Source organism: Streptomyces sp. PL-29, from assembly GCF_058344425.1.
In genome coordinates, this window is record NZ_CP136996.1 from 4,150,273 (window position 1) to 4,171,835 (window position 21,563).

Here is a 21,563-nt window from a genome sequence, read left to right on the forward strand (position 1 = left end):
GAGTGGCGGGGGCCTTTTTCGTTTCCGCGGGGGAGCCCGCCGCGGGTCTGCGAGGGCGCCGGCGGAGCGTCACCGCCGGCGCCGCAGGCGCGTCCAGGCCGGGACCGCGGCGAGGGCCAGGAGGGCCAGGGCTCCGCCGGCCAGGCCTGCGGTGAAGCCCTTCGGGGTGAAGGTGCAGGAGATCTCGGTGGTACTCGGGGGGAGGTCCACGGCCAGCAGGCCGTGGAAGGGCCTGACCGGGGCCGAGCAGCTCCACCCGGGGACGGCGGTGGTGGCGACGACGGCCGTGCCCCGGGTGCCCGCGGGGAAGGAGGCCGCGATGGAGTGGCCGCCGACGTCGACGGTGGTGGCGCCGGTGGCCTTGAGGCCGTCGACGGCCGCCGCGAGGGCCGCCCGGTCGAGGCAGCCCAGCGGGTGGGCTCCGGCGCCGGCCCCCTTCGTACGCGTGCGCACGCTGACCTCGACCTCGCCGGACGCCGGGACGGGGCCGAGCGGGGTCACCCCCGTCACCGCGCCCGCCAGCGGCTTCTCGGTGGCGCCGGCGCGGAGGGAGCCGTGGAGGGCGGGGGAGTACCAGTAGGCCTCGGAGCCGGGGCGGCAGCGGGCCGTGAACGTCCTGACCTCCGGGTTGCCGCCGCGGGTGACCTGCGGGACCTCGTAGACGGTGGCGCCGAGGACGGTCTCCTGGCGGGCGTAGACACTGTCCGCCGGATTCGGGGAGGCGTACGGTCCGGTGCGGACGGTGGCCAGCGGCGGCGCCGGGAACCGGTCGGCCGTCCAGCTGCCCGGCGCCGCCCCCGGACGGACCCGCGCGCCGATGGAGAAGATCGCGTCGAGCACCGGGTTGTCGGCGCCGAAGAAGGTCCGGCCGTCGTTCTTGAAGCCGTACCCCAGGGGCTGCAGGGCCCGGTAGGTCGCCTCGGGGAGGTAGCTGCTGTAGGACTGCGGCCCCTCCGCCCGGAGCGCCAGGGCGTCGTTGTACGCGGTCTGCGGCGCGCCCGAGTCGGTCCGGTGGGCGGGCCAGTCCTCGACCCCGCGCACGGCGTCGAAATGCTGTGCGATCGACCGGTTCGACGTGGCGATCGGCTTGGCCCAACGCTCGCGGGCCCGGCGGGCGTCGGCGCCGGCCGCGGCCGCGGTGGACTCCGCGAGGACGACACCGGCCATCAGCACGGCGGCCACCGGGACCAGGAAGCGGCGCTTCTCGCCGAGCCGCAGCAGGACCAGCGCCAGCAGCGAGACACCCCCGCCGCCGAGCACCGCCGGCCAGGTCCAGCCGCCGAAGTCGTCCGTGTGGCGCAGGGCGAAGGCAGCGGCGACCAGCAGGGCGGCGCTCAGGGCCAGGTGCAGCGGGCGCGGCCGGTTGGCCAGCGCCAGCCAGGCCAGGACCACCACCATCCCGCTGAACACGAAGGCCTCGCGGTACGGGTTGCCGTTCGGCACCGCCAGTCCGTGCCACACGTACTGCGTGGGCGGGAACTGGAAGGAGGCCAGCACCAGAGCGGTGGCGACCGCCCACACCAGGCGGGTGCGGCGCGCGACCCGGGTATTGAGAAGGAAGGAGCCGGCGAGGATCAGGCCGAGCGAGGCCACGTAGAGCCGGGGACGGCCGCCCCACAGGTGGGTGGCCGGGAGCATCCCCGCGAAGAAGACCTCGATCCGTACGGGGTCGAAGGCGGCGGCCCTGGTGGGCTGGGCGGCACCGCTGGACAGGAACGACGGCAGCAGCAGCGGGAGCGTGAGCAGGATTCCGGTCGCGGCGGCCGTCGCGGCCCGCCACAGGGCCAGCAGCCGCTCCCGGGCCGTCGTGTCGCGGGTGGCCAGGCGGATGGCCAGCAGCACGCAGGCGGCCATCGTGGCCATCATCGCGGTGTAGAAGTTCCCGAACCAGGCGAGTGCGACCAGCAGGGCCGCCCCCGGCCAGCGGCGCCCCTCCAGGCACCACTCGACGGCGATGCCGAGCATCGGGAGGGCGACCAGGCCCCAGAGCCACATCGGGATGTACGAGGCGTCGCTGAGCGCCCAGCCGCACAGGCCGTACGTCGCCCCGAGCACGCCCCGCTGCCACCAGGGGCCGGCGTGCAGCTTGCCGAGGTACACGGTCATCACGGCGGCGGCGGTGCCCATCGTGACCGGGGTGACCGCGAAGACGGCCAGGTCGACGTGGTCGCGCGGGACGAGGACGGCCAGCCAGGAGAACGGGTTGCCGAGGTAGGTGTGGTAGTCGGACAGGAACTGCTGTCCGAATCCGCCGCGCCAGGTGAAGAACAGGTCCCCGGCGGCCTGCCCGTGGACCAGGTCCCACAGCGCCCGGTGGAAGGGCACGTACTGGTTGGCCTGGTCGTTGATGGCTCGCCCGGTGTTGCCGAAGGGGAACGTCCCGCGCGCGACCCAGGCCGCGACGGCGGCGGACGCGGCGAGCAGGAAGGCCAACAGGGGACCGCGCAGGCGGGCGGAGAGGCGGACGGGTCCGCGGAGGGCCGGGGGGCGGTCCGCTGCGGTGGGCCGGGCGTCGACGGTGGTCGGCTCGGGTGCCACGGTCCCCAATGTGCTGCTCCCTGCTGATCGGCTCCCGGGCGCCCAGCGCCCGGGCAAGCTGTCAGTTTAGGGCGGCGGGGCGGCCCGTCGGGCCGAACGGCCCCCGTACCGCTTGCGCGCGGCGGATTTTCGTGCTGGGCATTTGTTTTGACCTACCTCTGTGAGGTAGGTACGCTCTGACCTTGTGCCTGGGGTGTGCCCTGGGCTCCCGCGCGCGCATAGACCCGCGGTGAGCCGAGAAGACCACACCGCGATCCGTGCCCCTCTCACCTCGGTGGAAGTGTGCAGGATCCGACACACCCGACCGCGTGGGTCGGCAACGTTCCAGGTTAGCTTCACTACACGGCACACAGAAACCGGAGAAGTAGTGCCTACGATCCAGCAGCTGGTCCGTAAGGGCCGGCAGGACAAGGTCGAGAAGACAAAGACTCCCGCGCTTGAGGCCTCGCCCCAGCGTCGCGGCGTCTGCACGCGTGTGTTCACGACCACCCCGAAGAAGCCGAACTCGGCGCTCCGTAAGGTCGCGCGTGTGCGTCTGACCTCCGGCATCGAGGTCACCGCTTACATTCCGGGTGAGGGACACAACCTGCAGGAGCACTCGATCGTGCTCGTGCGTGGTGGCCGTGTGAAGGACCTGCCGGGTGTTCGTTACAAGATCATCCGCGGTGCGCTTGACACCCAGGCTGTCAAGAACCGCAAGCAGGCCCGCAGCCGCTACGGCGCCAAGAAGGAGAAGTAAGAATGCCTCGTAAGGGCCCCGCCCCGAAGCGCCCGGTCATCATCGACCCGGTCTACGCATCTCCTCTGGTGACCTCGCTCATCAACAAGATCCTCCTGAACGGCAAGCGCTCCACCGCCGAGCGCATCGTTTACGGCGCCATGGAAGGCCTCCGCGAGAAGACCGGCAACGACCCGGTCATCACGCTGAAGCGCGCGCTGGAGAACGTCAAGCCGTCCCTCGAGGTCAAGTCCCGCCGTGTCGGTGGCGCGACCTACCAGGTTCCCGTCGAGGTCAAGCCGGGTCGCCAGTCGACCCTGGCGCTGCGCTGGCTCGTGGGTTACTCCCGCGCCCGTCGTGAGAAGACCATGACCGAGCGCCTCATGAACGAGCTGCTCGACGCCTCCAACGGTCTTGGCGCTGCCGTCAAGAAGCGCGAGGACACGCACAAGATGGCCGAGTCCAACAAGGCCTTCGCGCACTACCGCTGGTAGTCCCACCCCACATCGAGACCGAGAGAAGACCGAAGCCTTATGGCTACCACTTCGCTTGACCTGGCCAAGGTCCGCAACATCGGGATCATGGCCCACATCGACGCGGGCAAGACGACCACCACCGAGCGCATCCTGTTCTACACCGGTGTGTCGTACAAGATCGGTGAGGTCCACGACGGCGCCGCCACGATGGACTGGATGGAGCAGGAGCAGGAGCGTGGTATCACCATCACGTCTGCCGCCACCACCTGCCACTGGCCGCTCGAAGATGTTGACCACACCATCAACATCATCGACACCCCGGGTCACGTCGACTTCACCGTCGAGGTGGAGCGTTCGCTCCGCGTCCTCGACGGCGCCGTCACCGTCTTCGACGGTGTGGCCGGCGTCGAGCCGCAGTCCGAGACCGTCTGGCGTCAGGCGGACCGCTACGGCGTTCCGCGTATCTGCTTCGTCAACAAGCTCGACCGCACCGGCGCCGAGTTCCACCGCTGCGTCGACATGATCACGGACCGCCTCGGTGCGGTTCCGATCGTCATGCAGCTCCCCATCGGTGCCGAGGCCGACTTCCAGGGTGTCGTCGACCTCGTCCGCATGAAGGCGCTCGTCTGGTCCGCCGAGGCGACCAAGGGCGAGATGTACGACATCGTCGACATCCCGGCCAGCCACACCGAGGCCGCTGAGGAGTGGCGCGGCAAGCTGGTCGAGACCGTCGCCGAGAACGACGAAGAGATGATGGAGCTCTTCCTCGAGGGCATCGAGCCCACCGAGGACCAGCTGCACGCCGCCGTCCGTCGTATCATCCTCGGCTCCGGCAAGGGCAAGGGCGAGCCCACGATCACCGCGGTGTTCTGTGGCACGGCGTTCAAGAACAAGGGTGTCCAGCCCCTGCTCGACGCTGTCGTCCGTTACCTGCCGTCGCCGCTGGACATCGAGGCCATCGAGGGCCACGACGTCCGCGACGCCGAGACGGTCGTGAAGCGCAAGCCGTCCGACGAGGAGCCCCTCGCCGCGCTCGCGTTCAAGATCATGAGCGACCCGCACCTCGGTAAGCTCACCTTCGTCCGGGTTTACTCGGGCCGCCTGGAGGCCGGCACCGCGGTGCTGAACTCCGTCAAGGGCAAGAAGGAGCGCATCGGCAAGATCTACCGCATGCACGCGAACAAGCGTGAGGAGATCGACTCGGTGGGCGCCGGCGACATCGTCGCCGTGATGGGCCTGAAGCAGACCACCACCGGTGAGACGCTGTGCGACGACAAGCAGCCCGTGATCCTGGAGTCCATGGACTTCCCGGCTCCGGTCATCCAGGTCGCCATCGAGCCCAAGTCCAAGGGTGACCAGGAGAAGCTGGGTGTCGCCATCCAGCGTCTCGCGGAGGAGGACCCCTCCTTCCACGTTCACTCGGACGAGGAGACGGGCCAGACCATCCTCGGCGGAATGGGCGAGCTGCACCTTGAGGTGCTGGTCGACCGCATGAAGCGCGAGTTCAAGGTCGAGGCCAACGTCGGCAAGCCGCAGGTCGCCTACCGCGAGACGATCCGCAAGGCCGTCGAGCGTCACGACTACACCCACAAGAAGCAGACCGGTGGTACCGGTCAGTTCGCCAAGGTGCAGATCGCGATCGAGCCCATCACCGAGGCCGACGGCCCGGCGTACGAGTTCGTGAACAAGGTCACCGGCGGTCGTGTGCCGAAGGAGTACATCCCTTCGGTGGACGCGGGTGCGCAGGAGGCCATGCAGTTCGGCATCCTGGCCGGCTACGAGATGACGGGCGTTCGCGTCACGCTTCTCGACGGCGGCTACCACGAGGTCGACTCCTCCGAGCTCGCCTTCAAGATCGCCGGTTCGCAGGCCTTCAAGGAGGCCGCGCGCAAGGCTTCGCCCGTTCTGCTCGAGCCGATGATGGCCGTTGAGGTCACCACGCCCGAGGAGTCCATGGGCGATGTCATCGGTGACATCAACTCCCGCCGTGGCCAGATTCAGGCCATGGAGGACCGTCACGGAGCCAAGATCGTCAAGGGCCTCGTGCCCCTGTCGGAGATGTTCGGCTACGTCGGCGACCTCCGCAGCAAGACCTCGGGTCGCGCCAGCTACTCGATGCAGTTCGACTCCTACGCCGAGGTTCCCCGGAACGTCGCCGAGGAGATCATCGCGAAGGCCAAGGGCGAGTAACTCTTCGGAGTACACGCTTTAGGCTTGTCACCGGCAGCCTCTGGGGCAACAGGAGCCACTCCCGTTGCCCCGGGGACCGGCCGGCTTTCCAGCAAAGATCACCTGGCGCCGATCTGTAAGGCGTACAGAACCACTCTCCAGGAGGACCCCCGTGGCGAAGGCGAAGTTCGAGCGGACTAAGCCGCACGTCAACATCGGCACCATCGGTCACATTGACCACGGTAAGACGACCCTCACGGCCGCCATTACCAAGGTGCTGCACGACGCGTACCCGGACCTGAACGAGGCCTCGGCCTTCGACCAGATCGACAAGGCTCCTGAGGAGCGCCAGCGCGGTATCACCATCTCCATCGCGCACGTCGAGTACCAGACCGAGGCGCGTCACTACGCCCACGTCGACTGCCCGGGTCACGCGGACTACATCAAGAACATGATCACCGGTGCCGCGCAGATGGACGGCGCCATCCTCGTGGTCGCCGCCACCGACGGCCCGATGCCGCAGACCAAGGAGCACGTGCTCCTGGCCCGCCAGGTCGGCGTTCCGTACATCGTCGTCGCCCTGAACAAGGCCGACATGGTGGACGACGAGGAGATCCTGGAGCTCGTCGAGCTCGAGGTCCGTGAGCTGCTCTCCGAGTACGAGTTCCCGGGCGACGACCTGCCGGTCGTCCGCGTCTCCGCGCTGAAGGCGCTCGAGGGCGACAAGGAGTGGGGCGAGAAGCTTCTCGGCCTCATGACCGCCGTCGACGAGTCGATCCCGACCCCGCCGCGTGACACCGACAAGCCGTTCCTCATGCCCGTCGAGGACGTCTTCACGATCACCGGTCGCGGTACGGTCGTCACCGGCCGTATCGAGCGTGGTGTCCTGAAGGTCAACGAGACCGTCGACATCATCGGTATCAAGGAAGAGAAGACCACCACCACGGTCACCGGTATCGAGATGTTCCGCAAGCTGCTCGACGAGGGCCAGGCCGGTGAGAACGTCGGTCTGCTCCTCCGTGGCATCAAGCGCGAGGACGTCGAGCGCGGCCAGGTCATCATCAAGCCGGGTTCGGTCACCCCGCACACCGAGTTCGAGGCCCAGGCCTACATCCTGTCGAAGGACGAGGGTGGCCGTCACACCCCGTTCTTCAACAACTACCGTCCGCAGTTCTACTTCCGTACCACGGACGTCACGGGTGTCGTCACCCTGCCGGCCGGCACGGAGATGGTCATGCCGGGCGACAACACCGAGATGTCGGTCGCGCTGATCCAGCCGGTCGCCATGGAGGAGGGCCTGAAGTTCGCCATCCGTGAGGGTGGTCGTACCGTGGGCGCCGGCCAGGTCACCAAGATCACGAAGTAATTCGGGTTCTGACCTGGTAGCCCGTTGACCGGGCGCCACGTTCCACTGGAGGGCCCCGGCCCACCGCCTCGGCGGTGGGGCGGGGCCCTTCGGCGTTGCGGCCGGCGGTCGCGGCCGGACCGGCCCGGACACACCAGAAGGGCCGCACCCCGTCCTGCGGGGTGCGGCCCTTCTGCGTACGCGGGCGGCGCGTCAGTTCACGCGCAGCGACTCGGTGAACTCGACACAGGCGGCGTGGTCGGGCAGCAGTCCGGTCGAGATGGCTTCGGCCAGCGACGGGGCGGCCTCGTCGCGCGCGGACAGCTGCGGGAACTCGGCGGGCCACTCGATGCCCAGGTCCGGGTCGAGCGGGTGCACCGAGTGCTCGCCGGTGGGGTTGTACGTCTCCGAGCAGAGGTACGACAGGGTCGCGTCGTCGGTCAGGGCGCAGAAGCCGTGGCCGAGCCCCTCGGGGATGTAGACGGCGCGGCGGTCGGCGTCGTCGAGGCGGACGCCCTCCCAGCGGCCGAAGGTGGGCGAGCCCACCCGCAGGTCCACGATGACGTCGAGCACGGCGCCGCGCACGCAGGTCACGTACTTGGCCTGGCCGCGCGGCACGTCGGCGAAGTGGATGCCGCGAACCACGCCCGCGGCGGAGACGGAGAGGTTCGCCTGCGCCAGGTTCAGCGGGTGGCCGACGACCTCCGCCAGGCGGTCGAAGCGGTACCACTCGGTGAACAGGCCGCGCGGGTCGCCGTGCAGCTGCGGGGTCACCTCGAAGGCGCCGGCGATGGAGAGTTCGCGGAACTTCACTTGCCCTCCTCCTCGTCCAGCAGGGCCAGGAGGTAGGTGCCGTAGCCGCTCTTGGTCAACGGCTCGGCGAGCGAACGCAGTTGGGCGGAGTCGATCAGGCCGGCCCGCCAGGCCGCCTCTTCGATGCAGCCGATCTTGAAGCCCTGGCGTTCCTCGATCACGCGGACGAACTCGGAGGCCTGGACCATCGAGACGAAGGTGCCGGTGTCGAGCCAGGCGGTGCCGCGGTCCAGGATGGTGACGTTCAGTTCGCCGGCCTGGAGGTAGGCGTCGTTGACGGCGGTGATCTCCAGCTCGCCGCGGGCGCTGGGCTTGAGCCCCCTGGCTATCTCCACGACCTGGTTGTCGTAGAAGTACAGACCCGGCACCGCGTAGCGGGACTTGGGCTTGACCGGCTTCTCCTCGATGGAGATGGCCTGGCCCTTCTCGTCGAACTCCACGACGCCGTAGGCGGTCGGGTCCGCCACCGGGTACGCGAACACCCGGCCGCCCTTGGCGTCGGTGTGCTGGGCGAGGCGGGTGCCGAGGCCGCTGCCGTGGAAGATGTTGTCGCCGAGGATCAATGCGACGGACTCGTCGCCGATGAAGTCGGCGCCGAGGACGAACGCCTGGGCGATGCCCTCCGGGCGCTCCTGGACGGCGTACTCCAACCGCAGTCCGAACTGCGAACCGTCGCCGAGCAGCCGCTCGAACTGGTCACGGTCTTCAGGGGTGGTGATGATCAGGATCTCGCTGATTCCCGCCATGACCAGGGTGGAGAGCGGGTAGTAGATCATCGGCTTGTCGAAGACGGGCAGCAGCTGCTTCGAGACGGCCCGAGTCAGCGGCCAGAGTCGCGATCCGGTGCCACCGGCCAAAAGGATTCCACGCATGGGTGAACCCTATGCGAGAGGGCCGCGGCGGTCCGACCGTCCGGCGTGTGACGTTCGGCAGGCGGCTAGACTCTTCGTATTATGCGCATCCTCGTGACCGGCGGCGCCGGCTTCATCGGTTCAGAATTCGTCCGCCAGCAGCTCGGTGCAGACGCCACGGCGCAGGTCACCGTCTTCGACAAGCTGACCTACTCGGGCGTCGAGGCGAACCTCGCTCCGGTCGCGGGCCACAGCGGATACCGCTTCGTCCAGGGCGACATCTGCGACGCCGAGGCCGTCGACCAGGTGATGGCCGGCCACGACGTGGTCGTGCACTTCGCCGCCGAGTCCCACGTGGACCGGTCGATCGCCGGTGCGGGCCCCTTCGTCATGACGAACGTCGTCGGCACCCAGGTGCTGCTGGACGCCGCCCGCAAGCACGGGGTCGGCCGCTTCGTCCACATCTCCACCGACGAGGTCTACGGATCGATCAGCGAGGGCTCCTGGACGGAGGAGTGGCCGCTGGTGCCGAACTCCCCCTACTCCGCCTCCAAGGCATCCTCCGACCTGTTGGCGCTGGCGTACGCGCGCACCCACGGCATGGACGTGGTGGTCACCCGCTGCTCCAACAACTACGGGCACTACCAGTTCCCGGAGAAGGTCATCCCGCTGTTCGTCTCGAACCTGATGGACGGCAAGAAGGTCCCGCTGTACGGCAACGGCGGAAACGTCCGCGACTGGCTGCACGTCTCCGACCACTGCCGGGGCATCGACCTGGCCATGCGTAAGGGCCGGGCCGGCGAGGTCTACAACATCGGTGGCGGCACCGAGCTCACCAACAAGGAGCTCACCGGCGTCCTGCTGGAGGCCGCGGGCCTGGGCTGGGACATGGTCGAGCACGTCGAGGACCGCAAGGGCCACGACCTGCGCTACTCCATCGACATCAGCAAGATCGGCGCCGAGCTGGGTTACGCCCCCCAGGTCACCTTCGAGGACGGCATCAAGGCCACCATCGCGTGGTACCGCGAGAACCGCGCCTGGTGGGAGCCGCTGAAGGCGAAGGCGGCCCTGCAGAAGTGAGCGCCAACTCGTCGTCCGGGCACTGGCTCGTCACCGGCGCCGGCGGGATGCTCGGCCGGGACGTCCTGACCGTCCTGAAGCGCGCCGGGATCGAGGCCGTGGGCCGCAACCGCGCCGATCTCGACATCACCGACCCGGCCGCGGTCCGGGCCGCGGTCGAGGGCGCTGCCGTGGTCGTGAACTGCGCTGCCTGGACGGACGTCGACGGTGCCGAGAGCGCCGAGGAGGCCGCGACGGCCGTCAACGGCACCGCCGTGCGCGTCCTCGCCGAGGCGTGCGCCGCCGCCGGCGTGCGGCTGATCCACGTCTCCACCGACTACGTGCTGCCCGGCGATGCCTCGGAGCCGTACCGCGAGGACGCCGTGACCGGCCCGGTCAACGCCTACGGACGCTCCAAGCTGGTCGGCGAGCAGGCCGTCACCGAACTGCTGCCGCAGGACGGCTACGTCGTACGGACCGCCTGGCTGTACGGCGAGCACGGGCCGAACTTCGTCGCCACCATGCTGAAGCTGGCCGCCCAGCGCGACTCGCTCGACGTGGTCGACGATCAGCACGGCCAACCCACCTGGTCCTACGCGCTCGCCGGCCGGCTGGTCGACCTCGGACTGGCCGCCCTCCGGGGCCGGGCCGCCGGCGGGATCTACCACGGCACCGCGAGCGGCCGGACCACCTGGAGGGGACTGGCCCGCGAGGCCTACCGCCTGAGCGGTCTGGATCCCGAGCGGATCCGGCCGACGACCTCCGAGGCGTTCGTCCGCCCCGCCGCCCGCCCCGCCTTCAGCGTGCTCGCACACGACGCGTGGCAGCAGAAGGCCGGACTGGAGCCGCTTGCCGACTGGCGCGAACAGCTGGCCCTGGCGCTGGCCACCCCCGGCTTCGCCGCACTCGCCGAGGCGGCCCGGGACGGCCGCGCGGGATGAAGACCCTGCTGAACAAGCTGAGTGCGGCCCTGCCGCCGGGCACCGTCGCGGTGGCCGGCGGCACCGTCGTGCTCGGCGGCGCCTCGTACGCCCACCTGGGCGTGGCCGGTCACAGCCTGTCCGATGCGGGCTATGCCAACGTCTCGGTGCTGTGGACGATCGTGATGTCCCTCGGCATCGGCATCTTCTTCCCCCTGGAGCAGGAGCTCACCCGGATCGTCTCCGCCCGGGTGGTCCTCGGCCAGGGCGCCGCCCCGGTGCTCCGCCGTGCCGGACAGCTCACCGCCGGAATCCTCGGCGCGACCCTGCTGGTTCTCGGCCTCGGCGCCGGCCCCCTGGCCGACCTGCTGTTCCACGGGGACCGCGCCCTGGTCGCCGCGCTCGGCGCCGCCTTCACCGGCATGGCCGTCTGCTACCTCACCCGCGGCGTGCTGGCGGGCCTCGGCCGCTTCGGCGCCTACGGCACCCAGCTCGCCGTCGACGGCGGGCTGCGGATCGTGCTCGCCTTCGGGTGCGCCCTCCTCGGACTGCACTCGGCACTGGCCTTCAGTCTCATCCTGGCCGTCGCGCCGGTGGTGGCGACGCTGGTGACGCTGCCCCCGCTGCTGCGCGCGGTCGGTCCGGGCGAGCAGATCGCCTGGCGGGAACTGTGCGGCGGCCTCGGCCTGCTGGTCTGCGCGACGCTGCTGTCCCAACTGGTCGTGAACGCGGCCGTGATGAGCACCAAGCTGCTGGCGCCGTCCGACAGCGCGCTGATCGCGGCGCTGATGAGCGCGACGGTCCTCGCACGTGTTCCGCTCTTCGTCTTCGGCTCGCTCCAGGCCTCGCTGCTCAGCGGCCTGACCGCGGCCTTCACCGCCGGCGACCGCGTGGCCTTCTGGGCGATGCTGCGCCGGATCGCGATGGTGGTCGGGGCGCTCGGCCTGCTCGGCGGCCTGCCCGCCACCGCCCTCGGCCCCTGGCTCATCGAGGTGCTCTTCGGCATCCAGGACCCGGTACTGGGAAGCTTCGACTTCTTCCTGCTGTCCGCGGGCACCGCGGCGTACATGTTCGCGATGGTGCTGGGACAGGCGCTCATGGTATTCAAGCGCCACAACCTCCAGTTGCTCTGCTGGGCCCTCGGTACCGCGGTCCTGGTGGGCATCACCCTGATCCCCGGCGAGGTGGCCGTGCGCGTGATCGTCGCCTACGCCGTGGGCTCGACCGCCACCGTGCTCGCTATGCTGGCAGCCCTCAGGCTGAGCTTCCCCGGAGCCGCGGCCGCAGCCGGTGAAGCCCCCCGGCAGTCGGCCGACACCGATACCGGCGCCGCGGGTGTGGGCGCGGTCGGGAGATGACCATGCCGGCCCACGACGTCACACCGATCACCGAGCACTCGTACGTGCCACATTCCGCTGGAGCTACCGTGTCCCAATACGACGATGTCTGGCTGGTCATACCGGCCTATAACGAGGGCCAGGTGATCGCCGATGTGGTCGAGGGGGCCCGCAAGACGTTCCCCAACATCGTCGTCGTCGACGACGGCAGCACGGACGACTCGGCCGAGCACATAGCGACCACGGGTGCCCACCTGGTCCGCCACCCGGTGAACCTGGGTCAGGGCGCGGCCCTCCAGACCGGTCTGAAGTACGCGCTCGCCCAGCCCGGTTCCCGCTACTTCGCGACCTTCGACGCCGACGGTCAGCACCAGACCAAGGACGTCGAGACGATGGTCGGCGTGCTGCGGCGGGACGAGGCCGACGTGGTGCTCGGCTCGCGCTTCATCGAGCAGAACGGCCAGGTGCCGTGGATCAAGCAGGTCGTCCTGCGCACGGCCGCCGCGGTCAGTCCCACCGCCCGCAAGCTCAAGCTCACCGACGCGCACAACGGTCTGCGCGTCCTGAGCCGGAAGGCCGCCGAGCAGCTGAACATCACCATGAACGGCATGGCGCACGCCTCGGAGCTGGTCGGTTTCCTGGCGGGTTCCGACCTGCGGGTCACCGAGGTTCCGGTGGACATCCTCTACACCGAATACTCGCGCTCCAAGGGCCAGTCCCTCATCAACGGCGTGAACATCATCTTTGACATTTCGCTGCGGGAGCGTGGGCGTCGATGAAGTACTTCTGGATCCAGCTCGTCCTGATCGTCGGCTCCGTGTCGATGGCCCTGGTGTTCATCCGGACGTGGAGCCAGGCGAAGAACCGGGCCTGGAAGCGCATCGCCTTCTCCCTGTTCGTCATCGTCAACGTGTACGCCGTGCTCCGTCCGACGGACGTCACCTGGCTCGCCCAGAAGCTCGGCGTCGGCCGCGGCACCGACCTCGTGCTCTACGTGATGGTCCTGGCGATGGGCTTCCTCACGCTCAACACCTTCCTGCGGTTCCGCTCGCTGGAGAAGAAGATCACCGACCTCGCCCGGACGGTGGCCATCAACGAGGGCATGCGCCACAACGACGAGCGCCTGGCCCCCGAGCCCGGTGCCGCCGGCGACACCACGGCCGACGCCGACTCCGTGAAGGCCTGAACGCCCATGGTGACCTTCGACTTCATGCTCCCCTACTACGGGGACGTGCAACTGATGCAGGACGCCGTCCGCAGCGTCCTGGCGCAGACGGACCGGGACTTCCGCCTCGTCGTGATCGACGACGGCAAGGAACCCGACGTACCGGGCTGGTTCGCCGCGCTCGGCGACGACCGCGTGCACTACACGCGCAACGAGCAGAACCTCGGCATCACCAAGAACTTCCAGAAGTGCGTACGGCTGTCCGAGGCCGACCACGTGGTCATCATGGGCTGCGACGACGTGCTGCACCCGCACTACCTGGAGACCGTCCGCGCGATCATCGAGGAGCGGCCGGGTATCGGCATGGTCCAGCCCGGCGTCGAGGTCATCGACGGCACCGGCCGGGTGGTCCAGGGCGGCCTCGCCGACACCACCAAGAAGCGGCTGTACGCACCCCAGGTGAAGGGCCGCCGCCTGATGGCCGGCGAGGAACTGGCCGCCAGCGTGCTGCGCGGCAACTGGCTCTACTTCCCCTCGATCGCCTGGCGCGGCGAGGTGCTGCGCAAGGTGAACTTCCGGGACGACTACTCGGTCATCCAGGACCTCGCGCTCGTGGTCGACCTGCTCGAAGCCGGGGAGCAGATGGTCATCGACAACTCCACGACCGTCTTCCAGTACCGCCGGCACGCCGTCAGCGAGTCGTCGGTCCAGGCCTTCTCCGGCACCCGCTTCGCCGAGGCCGAGCGCTACTTCACCGCGGTGGCCGCCCGTATGGACGCCCGCGGCTGGCCGAAGGCGGCCCGCGCGGCGCGCTTCCACAGCGCCTCCCGGCTGCACGCGCTGACCATGCTCCCCGGAGCCCTGCGCAGCGGCAACAAGGAGGGTGCCCGCACGCTGGCGAAGCACGCCTTCACCTCGGGCCAGAACTGATTCAGACTCCGCCCACCACGAAACGGAACGAGATGACACACCTGGCCCCCGAGACGGTCGGCGAAGCCGGCGCCGCGGACCGGCGTCCTGGCGCACCGGCGCAGGGCGACAGCCGCCCCCCGGCGTCGCGGGGCCGGGAGTGGCTGTCGCGGCGGTGGGTGCGGATCCTGGCCGAGGTCGTCGTCAGCGTGGTCGCGGCCCTCGGGTACACGCTGCTCAGCCGGCACATCAGCGTCAACCCGATGAACCGGCTCGGGCAGGTCAGCGGTCTGGCCAAGCTCCAGCTGTACGCGGCCGTCCTCGGACTCCCGCTGCTCGGCGTGCTGCTGTACACGGCCTACCGGGGCCCGGTCCTGCGCCACGAGTTCGTCAAGCGACTCGTCTGCGGCGCCGTGGCCGGGCTGGCCACCGGCGTCGTGGCCGGCGGTGTCGTCGTGGCGCTGCGCGGCACCCCGTACCCGCTCGGCGGGCAGGAGGGCGACCCGAGCGTCCTGGTGGAGATGGCCAACTCGTTCCTGTCGGGCGAGGGCGTGTCGGGCATCTACCCGCCCGCGTTCCCGGCGCTCATCGCCCTGTGGGCCAAGGTCCGCTACGACGGCCTCGGCACCGCCGGCTTCGCCCTGCACGACCTGCAGATCATCTGCAGCGCCCTGGTCGGCCCGATGGCGTACCTGTCCTGGCGCCTGCTGCTCCGCCCCTTCTGGGCGCTGCTGATCGCCGTCCCGGCGGCCGTGCTCTTCCTCGACCCGATCCGCCCGTACAGCCACGTCGTCATGATCGTGCTGCTGCCGCTCCTCGGGTACTGCTTCCGCGAGCTGCGCCGGTCGGCCGGCCGCACCCCGAAGTCCCTGGTCCTGCGGGGCACGGCCCTCGGCGCGGTCTTCGGCGCGCTCTTCCTCTGGTACTCGGGCTGGTACGTCTGGGCCGCGCCCGGCGCCGCCGTCCTCTTCCTCTTCCTCTTCCCGTGGCGGGCCGGCGCCCCCGCGGTGAAGCGGGCGGCGCTGTTCGTCGGGTCGGTACTGATCACGGCCGGGGTCATCGGCGCCCCGCTGCTCTACCAGATGGCACGGCTGGGCGCGCAGACCCCGGACCGGTACGCCTACCTCGGCGTGTACGCCGACCCCGGCTACGTCCTGGGCTGGATCTCCGACCGGACCGGCTACATCACCTACGACCAGTGGCCCGTCTCCGGGGAGATGGCGGGCCAGACCGGGTTCGCGCTGCTGCTGATCCTCGGTGTGGGCCTCGGGGTCGGCCTCGGCCTGCGCAGTGTCATGGTCCGTACCGCCGCGGCGGTCCTCGCCGGTGCCTGGCTCGCCCGCTTCTGGTTCGCCTCGCACATGGCCCACGACAAGGCGGTCCAGCTCTTCCCGCGGACCACCTGGATCATCATGTACTCGCTGATGATCCTGGCCGTCCTCGGTGTGATGACGGCGGTCCAGCGCGGCTCGGGCTGGACCGAGCGGACCCTGCGGCCGGCCGCCGCCTCCCCGTCGGCCCGGGTCATCCCGCGGCGGACGATCCGTCAGCTCTCGGCCGGCATGGTGTGTGCGGTCGCGCTGTTCGCCACCATGGGCGCCTCCTGGTCGGCCAACCGCTACATGCCGACGCACGAGGACACCGACCTCATGGGCCTCGACGCCTGGCGCGCGCACACCATCAAGCTGCCGAACGGCACGTGCCCGCGCTTCGCGCCGGACAAGAACAACTGCGAGGACCTTCAGGTCAAGCTGTGGAAGCAGCACGAGGACCGCGGCGAGATCTGGTGCGCCAACATCGTGGCGAAGGACTGGCCCGCGATCTGCGGCCGCAAGGCGCCGTTCAAGGACAAGTCGGTGGAATAGCACCCCCGTACGAACCGGCTGCGACGTGCGTCACGTGTGCAACCCCCCTCCCGCCCCGATGGGCCGTGACCCCGGACAGTAGGATCCGGTCGGTCGGTAGTGTCATGTGGCGGGATTGGCATAGGGGTTGGGGACAACTTGAAGATAGGTCGTGCGCGCGGGACGGCTCTGGCCGCCGCGCTGGGCGTCGTGGCGGTCCTGGGCATCCAGGGCTTCGCCAACGGCACGGGCAGTTCCGGCGAGGGCGACGTATCGCCCTACAGCGCCCGCGCCCGTGAGAAGGGCCCGGTCGAGGGGGAACTGCACAAGATCGCTCTCAAGCCCAAGGGAAGGGGCGAGGCCGTCCTCGCCCAGCAGGACACCGAGCCGTTCGGGCTCCTCGGCGTCTCCTGGAACGACCCCGAGGCCGAGGTGAAGGGCAAGATCGAGGCCCGCACCCGTGACGCCGACAGCGGCAAGTGGTCGAAGTGGGTCGTGCTGGAGCAGGCCGAGGCCGAACTCGACGGCAAGCGCCCGGGACTGCGCGGCGCCACCGAGCCCGTCTGGGTCGGCCCGTCCGACGGCGCCGAGGTGCGGGTGACCGGGGGCGGCGCCCTGCCCGCGGGCATGGAGCTGAACCTGGTCGACCCGGGTGCCGGCGCCGCGAAGGCCAAGAAGAACAACAACCTGGGTCTCGGCCCGGCCGCCTTCGCCCTCCCCGCCGCGGACCCCGCGCCGACGACGCCGGGACCGGAGTCGACCGCCCCGCGCCCGGACGTGGTCTCCCGCGTCCAGTGGGGCGCCGACGAGTCCCTGAACGACGAGGGCCCGATCTACCTGCCCGGCGGGAAGATCAAGGCCGTCTTCGTCCACCACACCGCGGCCACCACGCCCTACGAATGCACCGAGTCCGCGGCCATCGTCCGCAGCCTGCACGTCTACCACGTACAGGGCAACGGCTGGCGCGACCTCGGCTACAACTTCCTCGTCGACAAGTGCGGGACGATCTTCGAGGGCCGGCAGGGCGGTGTGGACCAGCCCGTCCAGGGCGCCCACACCTACGGCTGGAACTCCGAGTCGACGAGCGTCTCCGTCCTCGGTGACTACACCAGCGCCGGGGCCTCCGCCGCCGCGCTGGGCGCCATCTCCAAGGTCGCCGCCTACAAGCTGGGCCAGTACGACGGCGACATGAACGGCACCGCGGTGCTGACCGCGGGCGCCACGCAGGCGAACTACTTCGGCAAGAGCTACACCGCCGGACAGCAGTACGAGTTCAAGTCGCTCTCCGGCCACCGGGACGGCTTCAACACCCAGTGCCCGGGCAACTCGCTCTACCCGCAGCTCGAAGCGCTCCGCCAGACGGGCCCCGCGGCCCAGCTGAAGATCGCCTCGGTGAACGGCGCGACGGCCTCGCCGGGTGCCACCCTCCCGAGCGGCGCCGCCCTGACGGTCGACTGGACCACCAGCACGGCCACCGGCCGACTGGCCAAGTTCGAGCTGCTCGTGGACGGCGAGGCCACCGCGGTGACCGACGCCGCGGCCCGCAAGGCGACCACCGTCGTCACCGACGGCAAGCACGAGGTCCGGGTCCGGGCGACCGCCGCGAACGGCAAGGTCTCCACGAGCCTCGCGGTCACCGTCGAGGCGGACGTCAAGGGCGCCAAGTTCGTCCCCCTGAGCCCGAAGCGCCTGATGGACACCCGCGAGGGCCTCGGTGTCCGCAAGGGCCCGGTCGGCAGCGGCGAAGTGGTCACCCTGCCGGTGGCCGCCGCCACCGGCGGCACGCCCACCGCGGTGGTGCTGAACGTGACGGCGACGAACCCGACGCAGCCGAGCTTCGTGTCGGTGTACCCGAGCGGCACGGCCCGCTCCAGCGCCTCGAACCTGAACTTCACCCCGGGCCAGACGATCCCCAACCTGGTGGTCGTGCCGGTCGTGGACGGCAAGGTGAGCTTCTACAACAACCAGGGCACCGTCGACCTGATCGCCGACATCACCGGTTACTTCACCTCGACCGCCGACGGCGCCACGCAGACCAACTTCGGTCCGAAGCGCCTGATGGACACCCGTACCGGCACCGGCGTCCCGGCCGCTCCGGTCGGCAGCGGCGGCGTGGTCACCCTGCCCGTGGCGGGCGTCGACGGCATCCCGGCCAGCGGTGTGAAGGCCGTCGTGCTGAACGTGACGGCGACGAACCCGACGCAGCCGAGCTTCGTGTCGGTGTACCCGAGCGGCACGGCCCGCTCCAGCGCCTCGAACCTGAACTTCACCCCGGGCCAGACGATCCCCAACCTGGTGGTCGTGCCGGTCGTGGACGGCAAGGTGAGCTTCTACAACAACCAGGGCACCGTCGACCTGATCGCCGACATCACCGGCTACTTCTCGGACAGCCCCACCGGCGCCACGCACGCGAACTTCGGCCCGAAGCGCCTGATGGACACCCGCACCGGCACCGGCGTCCGCAAGGGCCCGGTCACCGGCGGCAGCGTGGTCACGCTGCCCGTGGCGGGCGTCGGCGGCGTTCCGGCCAGCGGTGTGAAGGCCGTCGTGCTGAACGTGACCGCGACCAACCCGACCGAGGCCAGCTTCGTGTCGGTGTTCCCGAGCGGCACGACCCGCACGAGCGCCTCGAACCTGAACTTCACCCCCGGCCTGACCATCCCCAACCTGGTGGTCGTGCCCGTGGTGGACGGCAAGGTCAGCTTCTACAACAACTCCGGTTCCGTGGACCTCATCGCGGACATCACGGGGTACTTCAGCTAGCACGCGCACGCCTCGGCGCAGGTGAGGGGCTCCGCACCGGAAGGTAGCGGAGCCCCTCACGCGTGTCGGGCGGGCAGGGGGAGGACCAGGCATGGGCCACGACGACAACAGACCGGGCGTCTCCGACGAGGAGTGGGCCCGTTTCATGGAGCAGGCCGCCCAGGGGGCGGGGGACGCACCGCGGGAGCCTTCGGCGCGGGCGCGCATGGTGACCGAGCGGCTGCGCTCGACCCAGGGGCAGGAGCCGCCCGGCTGGCGCACCGGCCCCACGCCCCGGGAGCGCCGCCGCCCGGGCAGGCTGGGGGCCGCCTTCGCCGTCGCCGCCATCGCGGGGCTCGCGCTGATCGCCGTGCGGCCCGAGCTGGTGATCGACCGGATCACCGGCAAGGAGCAGGCCCGCGAGGACGCGGCGAAGGCGGGCCCGCTCGCCCCGGAGACCGCCCGCCCGAGCGCTCCGCCGCCCTCGACGAACCCGGACCGCCCGACCCTGCAGGACCCCTTCCGCGGCTCCCCGGCCCTGCAGTGGGCGGACGGCGCCGCCGGCATCGAGATCCCGGAGGCCACCGCCGTCGGCGGGGTGCCCGGGGAGAGGATCGCGGAGGCCTTCGTCCACGCCAAGGCGTTCCTGGTAGCGGCCAACCTCGACCCGGCGGTGTTGAAGGGGGCGCGCCCCGAGGCGGCCCTGGCACTGCTGGACCCCAAGGCCGCCGAGACGTCGGAGCACCTGGAGAAGTCCCTGGCGGAGCCGGGCAGGGACCAGGACCCGGTGAACCTGTTCACCCGCTACGACCCGGCGGAGGCGAGGCTCGCGGGCGACGTGGTCAAGGTGCGCGGCCGGATGTGGGTGGAGGCCGGCAAGGAGGCGGGCCAGGCCGACGTCCGGCTGGACTACTCGTTCGTCTACCCGTTGGTGGAGGCCGCGGCGGGCGCGGACCGGGTCGAGCGGACCATCGTCCGCCGGGAGATCACCTTCACGGTCGCCGACCCGCGCAGGTGGCGGACCACCCCCGGTCGGCTCACCCTCGCCGACTCCCGCGTCGACCTCGCCAACAGTGCCTGCGAGGTGTACGACGGCTACCTGCACCCGGCCTTCGACGCGACCCCGGAGACCGGGGCCACGCCCTCCGGGCCGCCGCAAGACCCGTACGACCGCAGCAAGGGCATCGACGCGGGGCGTCCGGGGGGCTGTGGGACGGCCTCGCGGACCTGACACGGCCGGCACAGAGGCCCCGCCGCGCGAAGGGCGCGGCGCAGTTTGACCACTCAGCGTGGCGGGGTATTCTCTTCGGCCCGATTGGCCAGGTACGTGTCTCGTATGGCAGACTACTCAAGTTGCTCGGCTGAGTGCCGATGCTGCGCGCCTCCCGCCGGGAGGACCGGAAGCGAGTCCCACAGTACTCGTCGTCCTTAATCTGCCCCTCGGGGCAGCAATGGGGGCGGACGTACGGGAATCTTCTGGGAAGTGTCAGCACGGTGCCCACCAGGCACTCGGTGGGTGTTTCTCCCCCGAAGCGCGGTCATGGGACCGCACCCCCTTGGACGAGGGAATTTCCGTATGGGAATTTTCTGTGGAGGGAGTGCGACACGCCCGACCGCGTGGGTCGGAGGAGAGGCGGCGGGATCCCGTCCCGCAGCCGACCGGGAGCCAGAGCGTTTCCACATAGAGACAGGACTACGGAGTAGCCATGGCGGGACAGAAGATCCGCATCCGGCTCAAGGCCTACGACCACGAGGTCATCGACTCCTCGGCGAAGAAGATCGTCGAGACGGTGACCCGCACTGGTGCGTCGGTCGCGGGCCCGGTGCCGCTGCCCACTGAGAAGAACGTGTACTGCGTCATCAAGTCGCCGCACAAGTACAAGGACTCGCGCGAGCACTTCGAGATGCGCACGCACAAGCGCCTGATCGACATCCTCGACCCGACGCCCAAGACCGTTGACTCGCTGATGCGCCTGGACCTTCCGGCCGGCGTTGACATCGAGATCAAGCTCTGAGAGGCGCGGAGAAGATGGCTAAGCAGATCAAGGGCGTCCTGGGCGAGAAGCTCGGCATGACCCAGGTCTGGGACGAGAACAACCGTGTCGTCCCGGTGACCGTTGTCAAGGCCGGACCCTGCGTCGTCACCCAGGTCCGTACGAACGACATCGACGGCTACGAGTCGGTCCAGATCGCCTTCGGCGAGATCGACCCGCGCAAGGTGAACAAGCCCCTCAAGGGCCACTTCGCCAAGGCCGACGTGACCCCCCGCCGCCACCTGGTGGAGCTCCGCACCTCCGACGCCAGCGAGTACACGCTCGGCCAGGAGATCACTGCTGAGGTGTTCGAGTCCGGCGTCAAGGTTGACGTCACGGGCAACAGCAAGGGCAAGGGCTTCGCCGGTGTCATGAAGCGGCACAACTTCCGGGGCCTCGGCGCCGGTCACGGTGTGCAGCGCAAGCACCGCTCCCCCGGTTCGATCGGTGGCTGCGCCACCCCTGGGCGTGTCTTCAAGGGCATGCGCATGGCCGGTCGCATGGGTAACGAGCGCGTCACCACCCAGAACCTGACCATCCACGCGGTAGACGCGGAGAAGGGCCTGCTCCTCATCAAGGGTGCAGTCCCCGGTCCGAACGGCGGCCTCGTCCTGGTCCGTACCGCGGCCAAGGGGGCTTGAGGT

At 70.0% G+C, this 21,563-nt stretch carries 18 protein-coding genes; 15 read left to right on the top strand and 3 right to left on the bottom strand.

Translation table 11 applies throughout. From position 1 onward, the window contains the following. Positions 1-69 precede the first annotated feature (69 nt). Positions 70-2,538 (bottom strand): YfhO family protein, encoded by a 2,469-nt coding sequence (locus R4Z63_RS19090; RefSeq protein WP_491522564.1) that lies wholly within the window; start codon positions 2,536-2,538, stop codon positions 70-72. A gap of 367 nt (positions 2,539-2,905) precedes the next feature. On the opposite strand from R4Z63_RS19090, the gene rpsL reads away from it, so the two are divergent. The 4 genes from rpsL to tuf all read left to right on the top strand — a co-directional run bounded on the left by rpsL (position 2,906) and on the right by tuf (position 7,267). Further along, positions 2,906-3,277, top strand: a complete 372-nt coding sequence (gene rpsL, locus R4Z63_RS19095) for a 30S ribosomal protein S12 (RefSeq protein WP_007265893.1) — start codon at positions 2,906-2,908, stop codon at positions 3,275-3,277. Between the two features lie 2 nt (positions 3,278-3,279). Next, positions 3,280-3,750 (top strand): 30S ribosomal protein S7, encoded by a 471-nt coding sequence (gene rpsG, locus R4Z63_RS19100; RefSeq protein ID WP_007265894.1) that lies wholly within the window; start codon positions 3,280-3,282, stop codon positions 3,748-3,750. A gap of 39 nt (positions 3,751-3,789) precedes the next feature. After that, a complete protein-coding gene (fusA, locus tag R4Z63_RS19105; protein WP_037918914.1) occupies positions 3,790-5,922 on the top strand; it encodes an elongation factor G in 2,133 nt (710 codons plus the stop codon). Between the two features lie 151 nt (positions 5,923-6,073). Further along, positions 6,074-7,267, top strand: coding sequence for an elongation factor Tu (tuf, locus tag R4Z63_RS19110; protein WP_037918916.1), 1,194 nt, complete (start codon positions 6,074-6,076; stop codon positions 7,265-7,267). A 192-nt stretch (positions 7,268-7,459) separates the two neighbouring features. On the opposite strand, the gene rfbC is transcribed toward tuf, so the two are convergent. Further along, positions 7,460-8,059: a dTDP-4-dehydrorhamnose 3,5-epimerase gene (rfbC, locus tag R4Z63_RS19115; RefSeq protein WP_037918918.1), complete on the bottom strand. Its 600-nt coding sequence runs from the start codon at positions 8,057-8,059 to the stop codon at positions 7,460-7,462. Further along, positions 8,056-8,931, bottom strand: a complete 876-nt coding sequence (rfbA, locus tag R4Z63_RS19120; RefSeq protein WP_384447025.1) for a glucose-1-phosphate thymidylyltransferase RfbA — start codon at positions 8,929-8,931, stop codon at positions 8,056-8,058. Before rfbA ends, rfbC begins: the two co-directional genes overlap by 4 nt. An 81-nt stretch (positions 8,932-9,012) precedes the next feature. On the opposite strand from rfbA, the gene rfbB reads away from it, so the two are divergent. The 11 genes from rfbB (at position 9,013) to rplC (ending at position 21,560) form a co-directional block, all read left to right on the top strand. Then, positions 9,013-9,990 (top strand): dTDP-glucose 4,6-dehydratase, encoded by a 978-nt coding sequence (rfbB, locus tag R4Z63_RS19125; RefSeq protein WP_037918922.1) that lies wholly within the window; start codon positions 9,013-9,015, stop codon positions 9,988-9,990. Positions 9,991-10,037: 47 nt separating this feature from the next. Then, positions 10,038-10,910, top strand: coding sequence for a dTDP-4-dehydrorhamnose reductase (gene rfbD, locus R4Z63_RS19130; RefSeq protein ID WP_384447141.1), 873 nt, complete (start codon positions 10,038-10,040; stop codon positions 10,908-10,910). Further along, entirely contained in the window at positions 10,907-12,247 is a 1,341-nt protein-coding gene (locus tag R4Z63_RS19135) for a lipopolysaccharide biosynthesis protein (protein ID WP_384447027.1), read from the top strand. The genes rfbD and R4Z63_RS19135 overlap by 4 nt, the downstream gene beginning before the upstream one ends. A 68-nt stretch (positions 12,248-12,315) precedes the next feature. Continuing rightward, positions 12,316-13,005, top strand: a complete 690-nt coding sequence (locus tag R4Z63_RS19140) for a glycosyltransferase family 2 protein (RefSeq protein WP_037919885.1) — start codon at positions 12,316-12,318, stop codon at positions 13,003-13,005. Beyond that, positions 13,002-13,412, top strand: coding sequence for a DUF2304 domain-containing protein (locus R4Z63_RS19145; protein ID WP_052030271.1), 411 nt, complete (start codon positions 13,002-13,004; stop codon positions 13,410-13,412). The genes R4Z63_RS19140 and R4Z63_RS19145 overlap by 4 nt, the downstream gene beginning before the upstream one ends. A 6-nt stretch (positions 13,413-13,418) precedes the next feature. Continuing rightward, positions 13,419-14,321 carry a glycosyltransferase family 2 protein gene (locus R4Z63_RS19150; RefSeq protein ID WP_037918924.1) on the top strand — a complete coding sequence of 301 codons (903 nt, stop codon included), beginning with the start codon at positions 13,419-13,421 and terminating at the stop codon, positions 14,319-14,321. A 32-nt stretch (positions 14,322-14,353) separates the two neighbouring features. After that, positions 14,354-16,165 (top strand): chromate transporter, encoded by a 1,812-nt coding sequence (locus tag R4Z63_RS19155; protein WP_384447031.1) that lies wholly within the window; start codon positions 14,354-14,356, stop codon positions 16,163-16,165. A gap of 138 nt (positions 16,166-16,303) precedes the next feature. Next, the gene (locus tag R4Z63_RS19160; RefSeq protein WP_384447033.1) at positions 16,304-18,907 is read left to right on the top strand and encodes an N-acetylmuramoyl-L-alanine amidase; all 2,604 of its coding nucleotides are present in this window, start codon (positions 16,304-16,306) and stop codon (positions 18,905-18,907) included. 91 nt (positions 18,908-18,998) lie between these two features. Then, positions 18,999-20,117, top strand: a complete 1,119-nt coding sequence (locus R4Z63_RS19165; protein WP_037918932.1) for a hypothetical protein — start codon at positions 18,999-19,001, stop codon at positions 20,115-20,117. A gap of 475 nt (positions 20,118-20,592) precedes the next feature. Then, complete coding sequence (rpsJ, locus tag R4Z63_RS19170; protein ID WP_003948644.1) at positions 20,593-20,901, top strand: 30S ribosomal protein S10; 309 nt, start codon at positions 20,593-20,595, stop codon at positions 20,899-20,901. Positions 20,902-20,915: 14 nt separating this feature from the next. After that, entirely contained in the window at positions 20,916-21,560 is a 645-nt protein-coding gene (rplC, locus tag R4Z63_RS19175) for a 50S ribosomal protein L3 (protein ID WP_007265899.1), read from the top strand. Positions 21,561-21,563: the final 3 nt, after the last annotated feature.

Bases quoted from the DNA above. Each gene is read 5' to 3' on its own strand.
- R4Z63_RS19145 (WP_052030271.1), top strand. From the start codon at position 13,002: ATGAAGTACTTCTGGATCCAGCTCGTCCTGATCGTCGGCTCCGTGTCG.
- fusA (WP_037918914.1), top strand. From the start codon at position 3,790: ATGGCTACCACTTCGCTTGACCTGGCCAAGGTCCGCAACATCGGGATC.
- rpsJ (WP_003948644.1), top strand. From the start codon at position 20,593: ATGGCGGGACAGAAGATCCGCATCCGGCTCAAGGCCTACGACCACGAG.
- R4Z63_RS19135 (WP_384447027.1), top strand. From the start codon at position 10,907: ATGAAGACCCTGCTGAACAAGCTGAGTGCGGCCCTGCCGCCGGGCACC.
- rfbD (WP_384447141.1), top strand. From the start codon at position 10,038: ATGCTCGGCCGGGACGTCCTGACCGTCCTGAAGCGCGCCGGGATCGAG.
- rfbB (WP_037918922.1), top strand. From the start codon at position 9,013: ATGCGCATCCTCGTGACCGGCGGCGCCGGCTTCATCGGTTCAGAATTC.
- rplC (WP_007265899.1), top strand. From the start codon at position 20,916: ATGGCTAAGCAGATCAAGGGCGTCCTGGGCGAGAAGCTCGGCATGACC.
- R4Z63_RS19150 (WP_037918924.1), top strand. From the start codon at position 13,419: ATGGTGACCTTCGACTTCATGCTCCCCTACTACGGGGACGTGCAACTG.
- R4Z63_RS19155 (WP_384447031.1), top strand. From the start codon at position 14,354: ATGACACACCTGGCCCCCGAGACGGTCGGCGAAGCCGGCGCCGCGGAC.
- R4Z63_RS19165 (WP_037918932.1), top strand. From the start codon at position 18,999: ATGGGCCACGACGACAACAGACCGGGCGTCTCCGACGAGGAGTGGGCC.
- rfbA (WP_384447025.1), bottom strand. From the start codon at position 8,931: ATGCGTGGAATCCTTTTGGCCGGTGGCACCGGATCGCGACTCTGGCCG.
- rpsG (WP_007265894.1), top strand. From the start codon at position 3,280: ATGCCTCGTAAGGGCCCCGCCCCGAAGCGCCCGGTCATCATCGACCCG.